7 protein-coding genes and 1 pseudogene are annotated in these 13,971 nt (G+C 44.4%); 3 read left to right on the top strand and 5 right to left on the bottom strand.

All coding sequences use genetic code 11. The annotated features are described in order from the left end of the window. Window positions 1-180 precede the first annotated feature (180 nt). The 3 genes from pta to HADU_RS00380 all read right to left on the bottom strand — a co-directional run bounded on the left by pta (window position 181) and on the right by HADU_RS00380 (window position 5,325). Window positions 181-2,322: a phosphate acetyltransferase gene (gene pta, locus HADU_RS00390; protein ID WP_008302014.1), complete on the bottom strand. Its 2,142-nt coding sequence runs from the start codon at window positions 2,320-2,322 to the stop codon at window positions 181-183. Window positions 2,323-2,375: 53 nt separating this feature from the next. Beyond that, window positions 2,376-3,599: an acetate/propionate family kinase gene (locus HADU_RS00385; RefSeq protein WP_004890138.1), complete on the bottom strand. Its 1,224-nt coding sequence runs from the start codon at window positions 3,597-3,599 to the stop codon at window positions 2,376-2,378. Window positions 3,600-4,062: 463 nt separating this feature from the next. Next, entirely contained in the window at window positions 4,063-5,325 is a 1,263-nt protein-coding gene (locus HADU_RS00380; protein ID WP_008302012.1) for a glutamate-5-semialdehyde dehydrogenase, read from the bottom strand. Window positions 5,326-5,650: 325 nt separating this feature from the next. Between HADU_RS00380 and HADU_RS00375 the strand changes: the two genes are divergently transcribed. Continuing rightward, on the top strand, window positions 5,651-6,988 hold the full coding sequence (locus HADU_RS00375; RefSeq protein WP_008302009.1) for an alpha/beta fold hydrolase: 1,338 nt from the start codon (window positions 5,651-5,653) through the stop codon (window positions 6,986-6,988). A 54-nt stretch (window positions 6,989-7,042) separates the two neighbouring features. On the opposite strand, the gene HADU_RS00370 is transcribed toward HADU_RS00375, so the two are convergent. Both HADU_RS00370 and nagZ read right to left on the bottom strand, forming a co-directional pair. Further along, window positions 7,043-7,909, bottom strand: coding sequence for a class I SAM-dependent methyltransferase (locus tag HADU_RS00370; protein ID WP_008302007.1), 867 nt, complete (start codon window positions 7,907-7,909; stop codon window positions 7,043-7,045). Between the two features lie 115 nt (window positions 7,910-8,024). Next, the gene (gene nagZ / locus HADU_RS00365) at window positions 8,025-9,050 is read right to left on the bottom strand and encodes a beta-N-acetylhexosaminidase (RefSeq protein WP_008302005.1); all 1,026 of its coding nucleotides are present in this window, start codon (window positions 9,048-9,050) and stop codon (window positions 8,025-8,027) included. 200 nt (window positions 9,051-9,250) lie between these two features. On the opposite strand from nagZ, the pseudogene HADU_RS00360 reads away from it, so the two are divergent. Further along, window positions 9,251-11,439 (top strand): annotated as a pseudogene (locus HADU_RS00360) (carboxy terminal-processing peptidase). 449 nt (window positions 11,440-11,888) lie between these two features. Further along, window positions 11,889-13,949: an EAL domain-containing protein gene (locus HADU_RS00355; RefSeq protein WP_004890121.1), complete on the top strand. Its 2,061-nt coding sequence runs from the start codon at window positions 11,889-11,891 to the stop codon at window positions 13,947-13,949. Window positions 13,950-13,971: the final 22 nt, after the last annotated feature.

The raw sequence follows: 13,971 nt of genomic DNA, 5'->3' as shown, positions 1-13,971 counted from the left end.
ACTTTTCTTGAACTGATATCTCTTTCTATAAGAGTGATAAGAAAAGCAAATGATTTATCAAAGAATGCCAGTCAAATTGACTGGCATTCTTATATATGCAATTTTTAAGAACTGAAAACAAAAACCATCCACTGTGTCCATTGAATGATGAAAGCACAGATAGAGAATGGGGTTGGCAGGTTAGTGGGCTGCCTGCTGATCCGCCTGAATCGCAGTGAGTGCAATAGTAAATACGATATCATCTACCAAGGCACCACGTGACAAGTCATTTACTGGCTTATTCAGGCCTTGCAGCATTGGACCAACACTCACCACATTTGCTGCACGTTGCACCGCTTTATAAGTAGTGTTACCCGTATTCAAATCCGGGAAGATAAAGACATTGGCACGACCAGCTACTTGGGAATCCGGTGCTTTTTGACGACCTACACTTTCAACCGATGCAGCGTCATATTGCAATGGACCATCAATCAACAAGTCAGGACGACGTTCCTTGGCAATACGGGTAGCTTCTGCCACTTTCTCTACATCAGCACCGGCACCAGAAGTTCCGGTAGAGTAAGAAATCATAGCAATACGTGGGTCAATACCAAAAGCTTTTGCCGAGTCAGCAGACTGGATGGCAATTTCTGCCAGTTGCGCAGCATCCGGATCCGGATTAATAGCGCAGTCACCATATACATATACTTCATCTGGTAACAGCATAAAGAACACCGAAGAAACCAGTGAATAATCTGGCGCAGTCTTAATCAGCTGGAAGGCTGGACGCACAGTATTCGCAGTAGTGTGAACTGCACCAGATACCAGGCCATCCACCTGATCAAGGGCTAGCATCATCGTGCCTAAAACAACAGTATCTTGCAGCTGTTCTTTGGCTTGCAGTTCATTCAGCTTGCCTTTACGCAGCATTACCATTTTTTCGACATAGTCGTCGCGAATCAGGTCAGGATCGATAATTTCTAAACCTTCTGGCAATTCAATGCCACGTGCTTTGGCAACTTCCAGTACGGCTTCAGGCTTAGCCAGCAGAATACAATGCGCAATACCACGTGACTGACAGATAGCTGCAGCCTGAATAGTACGTGGCTCATCACCTTCAGGTAGCACAATACGTTTTTTTGCTGCAATCGATTTCTGTACCAGCTCATGACGGAAAGCAGAAGGAGACAGGCGTGGCTTGTAGGTGCCATTTAGCATCTGAATCAGCCAGTCTGGATTGATATGGCTAGATACAAAACGGGTAACCTGATCAGCACGTTCTGTATCATCAACTGGAATTTCATTGCCAAGATTGGCCAGCTTCTGCGCAGTTTCAAATGTGCTTAATGGGGTATGTAAAATTGGCAGGCCATGTTTAATTGCAGACTGGCAGAAACCTAACACCTGTTCGTTTGGCTGATGTTGCTCAGTCAGAACTAACCCCGCCAGTGGAATACCATTACAGCTCGCCAGGCTACTTGCCAGCAGCACATCGACACGGTCAGAGGCAGTAATGATCAGTTCACCCGCGACAAATTTATGCAGTTCATGTTCAATGCTGGATGCAATCAGGCTGCTGTGCTGAACACGGCGTTGAGCCGCTTCACCTTGATGGATCCATAGCGCAGAAATATGTGCAGCCAGATCGGACATACGTGGCACGCTCAGGGTTTTACTAAACGGAACCAAGCCAATCACTGGAAGCTTTTCAGAGCCGATATATGGATGGGTTTTCTGAATAACTTGTACAAACTGTTCAGTTTCAACAGTCAGACGCAATTCTGGATCAATGGTCACTGGAATCTGGGCAGATTCTTCAGGTAAGCCTTTGGTACGCATGAACAGGATACTAGACAGGCGTGTTGAGCTTGCACCACCAAAATTGCGAATCTGATTTTCAACTTTTTCTGCTGTTTGCACTGGATGACGGATATCGGCATTGCTGACAATAACAACTTTGGCATCGAGTGCCTGAGCCAGGGAAGCATTCAGTTCATCGACAAAGCTGTCACGACCATTTGGCACTACACCTTCTACAATAATCAGGTCGTGATTGCGGGCAATTTCACGATGCAGACGCACGGCATCCTCTAGAAGTTCATCCTGCTCGCCATGACTGAGGCGTTGCATCATTGCGTTATAGTTGATGGGTTCCACAGTTTTTGCATTGGAGATATGACGATACAGGGCAGTGGTACGGTCTGCCGTATCCGTAATTTCCTGAGAAAATGGTTTGACAAAACCAGCTTTTACACCTTGGCATTCCAGTGCGTAAATCAGGCCTAAGCATGCTGACGTCAAACCAACGCCTTCCCCAGTCGGAACTAATAGAATGGTCTTCATAGCGTATTCAAATATCTAAAATCAAATAGAAGGTATAGGAATCCTACGCTTGCTTAAGCAAGCGTAGCCTCAGGTTCAGACTTTTTTGCAGTGGTGTTCTCCACTTCCTGCTCAACCACGCTGTGGGTTTCTTTGGCGATACGGCCTTCTTCATCGGTTGGTACGACCCAGATTTGTGGGCCTGTACCATTATCGATGCGACCTTCAGTACCACGCTTTAATACATTATTAGCATCTTTATCGAGGTTAAAGCCAAAATGTGGCAGGTAAGCCATGGTTTTTTCACGGATATAAGCGGAGTTTTCACCGATACCACCTGTAAAGAACAGACCATCAAGACGCGGTAGACCACAGCTTAAAGCGGCCAATGATTTCGCTAGACGGTAGCAGAATACTTCAATCGCAAGCGTTGCATCTTCATTGCCATTTTCTGAAGCTTCGATCAGCGTACGCATGTCATTAGACAGATTGTCTGATAAACCGAGCAAACCACTTTCTTTGTTTAGCATTCTGTCAATTTTATAGACGTCCCAGCCCAGATTCGCTGCCAGGAAGCTATGCAGACTTGGGTCAACATCACCACTACGGGTACCCATTACCAGACCTTCCAGTGGAGTCAGGCCCATAGAAGTATCGACACTTTGCCCATTCCATACGGCACAGGTCGAACTTCCATTACCCAAATGTGCTGTTAACCAGCCACCTTGTTTGAAGCTGCCAGCCAGTTCAGAACCGCGCTCGGATACATAAGCATGGCTGGTACCATGGAAACCGTAACGGCGTACACCAAAGTCAGTGTACAGGAATTTAGGTACGGCATAACGGTAAGCATGTGCTGGCATGGTTTGATGGAACGCGGTATCGAATACTGCAACCTGTGGCAGATCCGGGAACAGGCGTTGCGTTGCTTCAATTCCAATCAGGTGTGCTGGATTATGTAGTGGTGCAAGCGGAGTAGCTTCACGAATTTTTTCAATAATTTCATCATTGATCAGTTCGGCTTTAGTCAAGCTGCCGCCGTGTACCACACGGTGACCAATCGCATCTGGTTTATAATTGGCTAGACGCTCCAGACCAACTTCTAGTGCTTTTTTATGATCTGCAAATGGGATATGGATGTCTACCGGTTCATTACCGACAGTCACACCTTTAATACGGGCATTTTCTGTGCCTAAGTTCTCAGCTAAGCCGTGAATACGGAAATTCTGTTCTTCAAGTAATAAGGCAAACTTGATTGAAGAAGAGCCACAATTAATAACTAATACTGATTTAGACACGATTGTTTACCCGATTCTAATTAAAATTCTCATCCATTTGATTGATCTATTTTGTGCGCCTAGGCGATGCAATTTAGATCAGTGATGCAGTTGTAACATGCGATATTTTTCTGTCCTAGATAGACTTTAGGTGATTAGACTTAAGCACTATCGATCATTTTGCCAGTTATAATTAAAATTTATCAGTTCATCGTTTTCATTTATCAATGAAATAGTAGTAAAAGCACACCTCATTCAAAATAGCGTTGAGCCAATAAACCTTATAAAGCACGCTAAACAGATTCACTTTTTATAGTTTATACATTGAATTGCTGGAAATTTAAACAAGCTACAAATTTCCAAAGATAATCTTCATAAAAGGTGACCTGAAGGTTCACTGAGCTGTTTTTTTATTTTCTTCATTCACTTCTATAAAAAATCAGCCCTGCGCGAACAGAGCTGAAAATGATTTTTTACTGCATTGTTATTGACGAATCTGGCCGTCACCAAATACGATCCATTTCTGTGAAGTCAGACCTTCAAGGCCAACCGGACCACGGGCATGAATCTTGTCGGTTGAAATACCAATTTCCGCACCGAGACCATATTCAAAGCCATCAGCAAAGCGGGTAGAGACGTTAATCATTACCGAGCTTGAATCCACACCAGCTAAAAATTCGCGCGCAATACTGTAGTTTTCAGTGATGATTGAATCGGTATGATGTGAACCATATTTATTGATATGTTCAATCGCTTCTTCAACGCCAGAAACCACCTTAACTGCCAGGATCGGACCAAGATATTCGGTATACCAGTCTTCTTCTGAAGCAGGTACTGCATTTTCCAGAATACGGCGAGTTGCAGGACAACCACGCAGTTCTACCTGCTTTTCTTCATAAAGTTCGGCAATACGTGGCAGGAACTCTTCCGCAACTTTTTCATCGACCAGCAAAGTTTCCATGGCATTACATACACCATAACGATGAGTTTTAGCATTCAGGGCAATAGGTAAGGCTTTGAGCAAGTCTGCCTGTGCTTCTACATAAACATGACAATTACCGTCAAGATGCTTAATTACTGGTACACGCGCATCATTGGTAATGCGTTCAATCAGGCCCTTACCACCACGAGGCACAATCACATCGACATATTCAGACATGGTAATCAGCTGACCCACTGCTGCACGGTCTGTGGTATTGATCACTTGCACAGCTGCTTCTGGTAAGCCTGAAACCTGCAAGCCGTGCTGAATCGCTTTGGCAATGGCCTGGTTAGATTCAAGTGCTTCCGAACCACCACGTAAAATAATGGCATTACCAGATTTCAGTGCTAAAGATGCTGCTTCCAAGGTCACGTTTGGGCGTGATTCATAGATCATGCCGACTACGCCCAGAGGTACGCGCATTTTACCCAGCTGAATACCAGATGGACGATAGGCCATATCGGTAATTTCACCAATCGGATCGACCAGGCTAATCACATCATTTAAGCCCTGTAGCATGCCTTTGAAGCGTGCGGGAGTCAGTTCTAAGCGATCGAGGAGAGCACTGTCCAGATTATTGCTATGCGCTTTGGCCATATCAATCTGATTGGCAGCCAAAATCGCAGCTTCACTGTTTTTTAAAGCAGTATAAATTGCTGACAATGCATCATTTTTTGTTTGGGTGGACGCACGCGCCAAGACGCGTGAAGCCTGACGAGCCTGCTGTCCTACCGTTTGCATATATTGTTCAATAGACTCTTGCATAGCGGTTCGATCACTTAGAAATATCCTTCTGATATTAACAGCCTGAGCCGATACAATGAAGTCTGCTGGCTAAATTTCATGTGCTTTTACAATCGTTAAACATTTTGAAATCGTTTTATCTTTAAAAGCAGACAAGCGGTTGCAAGATTAGTTGCTTGTAAAAAGAACCTCTGTATAGAATGAATGACAGCGACATTGATGTCGAATTCAATAATAAATAAAGAGTAGGACGCGTATTCAGGTCTTTCACATTTGATCTTGAAGCATGAAATCTCTCAATAATTGCTTGCACAATAAAAATAAGGCAAGGATGGAGGAAAGGAAGATGAATTCCATTATCCAGATGGACCACCACCGCATTGAGCAACACAGCCACTATGCGTTTTTTGATCTATACGATAAAAACAGTTTTAAACAGCCACCACGTACGACCTGGATGGATGGCTGGAAAATTGAATATATGGCAATCGCCCGCCCTGAAACCCTGCATATGACACCGATGGTTATTATTGGTGGGGCATTTCAGAACTTTAATTCCTATAAATACTGTGTAGAGCAGCTGTTCGCTGCAGGTCCAATCATCCTGATTGACTTGCCTTCAATGGGCGCTAACCAGCAGATCACCAATGTGGATACTGGCGTCTCTGCAGGCTCTTTGGAACTGGAAGATCTCGCAGGCATGCTAGGGCGCTGGCTAGAGCAAATGTGCTTGCCTAAGGTTGCAGTATTGGGCATGTCATTAGGATCTGTCGTGGCTTCCTGTTTGGCAGATCAGCGTCCTGAGCTGGTGGATCGCATGATCCTGATGGGGGTGATGCAAAAGACCCGCAAGAGCTGGCGGATGTTGCTGGAAGAATCCCTGCACCTGATGAAAGAAGGGCGTATGGACGAGTTTGGTCAAGCTGTCATTTTGTATCTGGTCAATCATGCCCGTTTAAAAGAAACCCGTATGTCACCGACGGCCAAGCGTCTGTTTTTTAGACAGATGGCAGAGTTTACCGCAACTGAGCAGAATCGTTATGATGTTAACTGCAACCGTCTATTACGCCTGAAACATGTACCCATTCCACAATGTAAAGTACTCGTTGCTTGCGGCCAATATGACAGTTTTACCCTGCCGCATGAAAATGCTGGCTTTGCCCTACAGTGTCCAGACATGCAGTATGTACAGATTGCCAGTGCCGACCATGTACCGCAGCTGCAGCGCCGTAAAGAAACCATGCATCTGTTCGCCACTTTCCTGCGTGATGAACCCGTAGATCAGCTGGAAGGGATTATTCCCTTTACTCGGGAACAGATGCTGAAACTTGAACGTCGTGGTGAAGACCGTATTCCGGTACAAGAGCCAGAACGTTTCCTGAGCCATCGACACTCGGATCTGCGTTTGCCTACCACTATTGTGGATTTAAGTTTCTTTGGTGTCTTATTTGAAATGGAAGAAGCGCAGGTGCAGCAGGCCATCCAGTATCCAAGGGATTTGGCTTTGCATCTGGAAGATGAAGAAGGTGAGTTCAAAATTGAATGCCTGATTTTCCAGCATGATGAAACGCAGATTCGTGCCTTGTTTAAGCACGGTAGTTTTGAAGTGGCGGAACGTTTGCTAGGTTTTGTGCAGACTCAAAAAGCTTTACTTGAAGCACAAGTGCTGGATGCAGTCGTTTAGAATGCTCCCGGCCTGAATTTGAAAGTTAAATAGATACTTTGAAAAAAAACAGCGTTATTCAACGCTGTTTTTTTTGGTCGCATGAATCATCCAGACTAGATCACCTAAATGCTCATCTTGCTCAGATGCTGGATTGGACTGCTGAGGTTGGGCAAAATAGCGCTGCGGCTGTTTTACTTCTACCGCTATAAAACCGGTCTGCTGACAAAACTGCTGTAATTCTTGGGGGGACTTAAAGTGGAAAGTAAAAGCACTACGTGACATAAACTTCAGTAAACGGCTGCATGTCCAGATAAAGCTGGCTAATCGGTTCTTCACCGGTTCAGGGTAAATATCGCTGAGGTAATGAATTTCCGGAAAGCGTTGTCCATACTCGGCAATACCTTTTAATAAGGTGTGCAGCATGTCCTTGTCAAAGTAGTTGATCAGTCCTTCGCTAATGACCACTAGTGGTCGTTCAGAATCAAAAACCTGAAAAATATTGACAAGCTCTTCACTAAAAATATCAGCGGTCAAGACTTCTGGTGCATCCTGATCCAGAATTTTCAGCGCCTGAGTTTTGATCTTGGCCATATCTGGCAGATCAAGTTCACGGTAATTGATTTCAGGAAATTTTTGTCTGAAATTCCAGCTACGCGGAGATAGTCCGCAAGCAATTTCCAGTACTTGTAGCTGTGGGTGCTGAGTAATGAGCTGACAGAGATGTTCATCAATCATCTGGTGGCGCTGTTTTAAGGTAGTACGCATACTGCCGCCCACGTGCTTTTCAGCCCAGGTTTCCAAGGGATGGACCAATGCAGCGAGAAATTTACCTCGCCCAGTCGCAAACACTGGATGAGAAATTCCCATTTGGTACCAGATATAGCCGGTATAGTGCGCAGTAAAAGAGATATGTCGATGTTGCGATAGTGATTGTGTCATGTCTTCCTGACCTTATTGTTATTGTATAAGTTTTTGTATTTTTACATCATAAACAAAAAGGAACACTTATGGTGTTCCTTTTATCGTATTCCTAAATCGTACTAGCTAAATATACTTATGAAGTCACCTGATTTCTAAATCCTGTAATTTCATCACGAACCTGACGCCATTCTTCGCCAAGATCTAAAACGTCATCAATCTGAATCTGAGGAATACGACCGCGCATACGCTCTAAACGTTCCTGATTCGGCAATGGTAAATCTACAATCCCCTCAAGTGCCAGACATTGTGCTGCCCGGTCGTTACAGACCAGACCCATATCACAACCTGCCTTCAGCGCTGCCTGAATACGGGCATCAGCGCCACCTGCGACACAGGCAGCTTGCATACTCAAATCATCCGAGAACAATACACCGTCAAAACCAAGTTCCTGACGTAAGATTTTCTGAATCCAGAATTCTGAAAAACCGGCTGGATTGGGATCGACCTGACTGTAGATCACATGCGCTGGCATCAAGGCATCCAGTTGTGACTGTAGCTGAATAAAGGTCTGCATGTCTTTTTGCTGGATTTCTTCATAGCTGCGTGGATCTACAGCCGCTGCCACATGAGAATCGGCTTTTACAGAACCATGACCCGGGAAGTGTTTACCGGTCGATGCCATGCCAGCACGTTTCATACCTTTCAGGAAAGCGCTTGCCAGTGGAATGATGTCCTGAATATTTGTGGCAAAACTACGGTCACCAATAACATCGCTGATATCATTCAGATCCAGCACAGGAGCAAAGCTAAAATCAATACCGACTGCCAGCACTTCAATCGCCATTAACCAGCCACATTTCTCTGACAATTCTAACGCACGTTCAGGTTTGCTTTGGTAAAGTTCTCCAAAATGACCCATGGCCGGGAGTAGAGTAAAGCCCTGTTTCAAGCGCTGAACGCGACCACCTTCCTGATCGACTGCAATCAGAATATCCGGGCGAATCTGACGCATATGATCTGTCAGGGCGCGAACCTGTGCAGGTGATTCAATATTACGGCCAAACAGAATGACCCCGCCAACCTGCGGAGCCTGTAGCAGTTCAATATCTTCCTGGGTAAGGTGAGTGCCAGCGATGTCGAGCATCAATGCGCCAATCATATGCGGTGTCCATATTAGAATTTTTCAGCGAAAACAATACCTGATTTCTGCAATCTTTTGCTACACTTTGACTGCACAGAATATGATAAAACTACACAACATAAACTTATTAAGTTGTTTAAGATCGCGGATACGTTTATTTCAGATCGGAAAACGACACGGTTAAATTGGTCAAAAGACCAAGGAAGTACGAATTATTTATGAAACTTCAAACAGTAGCTTGCGCAGTTGCAGTTGCGACAGGCGGATTCTTTTTTACCCATGTGGTGAGCGACGCGATTGCTGCTGAAAAATCAGAAGTCGTAAGCAAAGCCCTTCAACCATCTCAAGAACAAGCGCTCGTATCTAGACAGCTGGCTACTTTAGTGGATCGTCAGCACTATTTAAATATGCGTCTGGATGCTCAAACTTCACAGCGCATTTTTGATTTTTATATTGATAGTCTGGATCCGGAGCATAGCCTGTTCCTGGCACCTGAAATTGATAACTATAAAAACGTTATGGTGCTAGTTTTGGTGCCAACTTGAAAGCAGGCAATCTGGCTGGTCCATTTGAGATTCATGCACATTATAGTGAACGCCTCAAGCAGTTCTATACCTTTATGCTGGATGAACTGAAAAAGCCTCAAAACCTGAATCAAAGTAATGTTTATATTGAGACTGACCGTGAGAAAGCACCATTCTTCAAGACACCAGAAGAACAACGCGCTTACTGGTCAAAAATGCTGGTTTCTCAGCTGATTAATCTGACCATCAGTAAAGAAGAAGAGCAGGCCAAACAGAAAGCATTAAAAGACAACCCAGAACTGGCCAATGGTCAGGATCTGAGTGGTCCAGAGGATTTGACACCGGCACAAACCTTAACCAAGCGTTATACCCGTCAGCTTGAACGTTTAAGTCGCATCAAGAGCGATGATGTGCTGGATAAAACGCTGAATGCCATGATGCTGACCTATGATCCACATAGCAATTATTTCCCGCCTGTGGATGCGATGGAACTAAACCGCCAAACGACTTTACAGCTTGAAGGTGTCGGTGTTTCAATTCGTCCAGAGCGTGGCAATGAAGACTACACCAAGATTGAAACTATTGTGGAAGGTGGTCCGGCGAGTAAATCAGGTCAAGTGAAATCCGGTGACCGTATTATTGGGGTCGCTCAGGATGGCGGACCAATGGTCGATGTCATTGGTTGGCCGAGTAATGAAATTGTCGGTCTGATTCGTGGTAAACGTGGTACTAAAGTTACTTTGAAATTGCTGGGCGCTGGCGCAACACTAGGACAGGCGCGTAATGTCACTATTACCCGTGATGTGATCCAGGAAGAAGATGCTGGCGTACGTACCCGTGTGGTCGAGATTCAGCGAGATGGCAAGAAGTATCAATATGGCGTGATAGAAATTCCATCATTTTACCTGAACTATCGTGCACGACGTGCAGGTACAGATTATCGTTCTGTATCTGAAGATACCAACAATGCCCTGAAAGAACTTTCGGCCAAAAATGTTGAAGGGATTATTGTCGATTTACGCAATAATCCAGGTGGTTCATTAGAAGAAGTTGCACGTATGCTGGGGCAAGTGATCAAGTCTGGTCCAGTGGTACAGATTCGTGATGGCAATGGCAATGTCAGTGTCTTTGAAGATGATGATGGCGGTGCACAGACCTATGCTGGTCCACTGGCGGTCATGGTCAACCTCGCTTCTGCATCGGCAAGTGAAATCTACTCTGCTGCAATTCAGGATTATGAACGTGGTATTGTCATTGGTAGCACCACGACAGGTAAAGGTACGGCACAAGTACAGCTGGATACCTTGGCACATGGACAGGCTACACTGACACAACGTAAGTTCTATCGTATCACTGGTGGCAGTACCCAGAACAAGGGTGTGGTCCCGGATATCAAACTGGTCGATATTTACAATGAAGAGTTTGGTGAGCGTAAGGCTAAAAATGCCTTGCAGTGGGATACCATTCCGACAGCACCCTTTAAACGTGAAGGTGAAGTACAGAAATATGTACCTGATCTGATCAAGAGCTCACAGGTTCGTGTCAATCTGGATCCACAATTCAAGTATCTTGAGCAACGTACAGCGATTGCCAAGAAAACTGACGAGAAAAAGCGTCTAGTATTGGATCTGAATCAGCGTAAAGCGGAATTGCTGGAACTTGAACGTAAGACCTTGGAATCTGAAAATGCACGTCGTGCAGCAACGGGTCAGAAACCTTATCCAAACTGGGAAAGCTATCAGGCCTCAATGGATGCATTGATTGAAGCACGTGCCAAGATGAAAGCTAAAGATCGTCCGCAGCTCCCTGAAGAGGAAGTATTTGTTGTAGAAGCTGCCAATGTTTTACATGACTATGCCCGTTTACAAGGAAAAGCGAAATAGTTATTCAGAATTGAAGAATTTAATTTGACTAACAGCCTGCATATGCAGGCTGTTTTTCTATTTTTTGTTGAAAAATAGTAAACAAGAAAAAGTTGATAAGTGTTAAAAATGCTATCTGTTTTGTTGAAATTCATAATGTTGTGATCTAGATCTGCTAAATTCTAGTCAATGAATGAATTTAACCATTTGCTAAAACTTGAAACACTTTTAATATATGTCACATATTTCTTATTTTTGTCAGATTTGGATTTAAGTCAGTAAAATTATAGTTTTTGTTGTGCTTTCAATATTGCGGTTCAAGTATCGATAAATTAAAAATTTTTTATGGGTCAAATATGACCAAGGGTGTATGGGTTGAGCAATGTTCTTGGGTGCCCTCGAGTTAGGCAGGTAAAGATGCAATGTGGGCTTAAGCAGTTCGGGAAAGCAAGCTTCTACAGGACTCTTATATGATTCATGTTCATTATGACATTAATCTGGTTATAGGCTCGCTCATTGTAGCTTTGGTGGTTTGTTTTCTTGCCATTTCAATTGAACAGCTGTTATTTGATAAAGCTCCTCCCAAATATGAAAAGCTGATTCTGGTTACAAGTGGTGCGATTTTAGGGTTCTCTATCTGGTGTATGCACTTTGTCGGCATGACCGCCAGTCATTTGCCAGACAATACCTATTTTGATTCCGGACTGACTGTTACCTCTTACATTATTGCTTTTATCGCCTCGACCTTTGCCATCTGGCTGACGACACGACAAACCCTGCCTTTTCCCCGTCTGGTACTCGGCGCGGTATTAATGGGGCTGGGAATTTCCGGCATGCACTACACCGGCATGATGAGTATGGTGGTGCAGGGTTATGTGATCCGCTATGATCCGGTACTGGTGATCTGTTCGGTACTCATTGCGATTAGCGGGGCTGGTTTAGGCTTCTGGATGCTGTTTAAGAATCGCAGTATTGCTCGCCGTAGCTTCTGGCTGAAAGCCGGTGTGGCATTGATGCTAACTTTCTCCATTGTCGGGATGCACTATACCGGGATGGCAGCGACCAGTTTTCATTCCATAGTGGGTGAAGGCTTGGCTGAAATGTCCACGCTTGAGCGCGAATTGCTGATTACTGTAGTTTTCATTACCTGTCTGGTTCTTGTTGCCGGTTTCTGTGTAGCCATGCTGGAACAGCGTCTTGAACATCGCAATCGTCAACTGGCTGAGGCCAATAAAGAGCTGGCCAATCTGGCTGTGCAGGATAATCTAACCAAGTTACCCAATCGTTTTTATCTGGCAGAGTATTCTCACTTTCTGTTTAATGATCATCATTACCGTAATGCACAGTTTGCCTTTCTGTATATTGATCTTGACCGCTTCAAAGCAGTAAATGATGTCTTTGGACATCATGTGGGGGACCAGCTCCTGATCCAGCTGGCTAACCGGATTCATAGTTTACTCAATGAGCACTCGAGATTGCTGCGAATTGGGGGTGACGAATTCTTGTTGATTCTAGAAAATGCAGAACCGCAACAGGCCGCTGAAGTCGCTGAAAAAATTTTAAGCATGATTCAGGAAAGCTTTACGATTGCTGGCAAGGTGATTAATGTTTCAGGGAGTATTGGTATTTCAATGTACCCGGAACATGGTCAAAATGTTCAGGATCTTCTGATCAATGCCGATTCAGCCATGCTGACTTCCAAAAATCAGGGGCGTAATACCTATTCATTGTTCAATTTCAGTAATGATGAAAAGGAATCCAGAAGTCAGAGTAAGCTGATTAATGACCTTTATAAAGCGGTTGAAGAACACCAGTTTGAGCTGTATTACCAGCCTAAATATCGTACCGAAGATTTGCAGATTTGTGGGGTTGAAGCCTTAATCCGCTGGCGGCACCCGGCACTGGGCTTGTTATCACCAGTAATGTTTATCCGGGGGGCGGAAAAAACCGGCCTGATTATTCAGATGGGGTATTGGGCACTGGAGCAGGCCTGTAAACAGATTCATCAATGGGAAACGGAAGGAACGAATTTCTTCCCGATTGCTGTTAATTTGTCTGCCGTGCAGTTTGAACATAAGAACCTGTTTAAAAATCTGGAAGAACTGTTAGCACGTTACCAGATTAATCCGAATCACTTGATGATTGAGATTACTGAATCTACAGCCATGCATCATATTGATAGCAGTGTGCGTACCCTGGAACGCTTGCGTGATATGGGGATTCAGCTGGCAATTGATGACTTTGGTACAGGACATTCCAGTTTCTTGTATCTGAAGAACCTGCCAGTGAATGAGCTGAAAATCGATAAAGAATTTATTGCAGACCTGACCGCAGGTTCCAAGGAAGAGATGATCCTGGAAAGTATTATCCATCTTGCAATTAAGCTAGGTTTACAGGTCACTGCTGAAGGGGTGGAAACTCAGCTACAGGCAGACATCCTGACCCGTTTGGGTTGTCAGCAGTTACAAGGATTCCTATTCAGTAGACCAGTTAGTGTGAAGGATTTACCCGAAGCCGCTATCGTTTCTTAATCTGTTTAATTTTATCAATCAG

It is taken from the genome of Acinetobacter sp. HA (assembly GCF_000264725.1).
GTDB lineage: Bacteria > Pseudomonadota > Gammaproteobacteria > Pseudomonadales > Moraxellaceae > Acinetobacter > Acinetobacter schindleri.
Note: the sequence above shows the minus strand (reverse complement) of the source record. Positions and strands in the feature narration are given on the sequence as shown.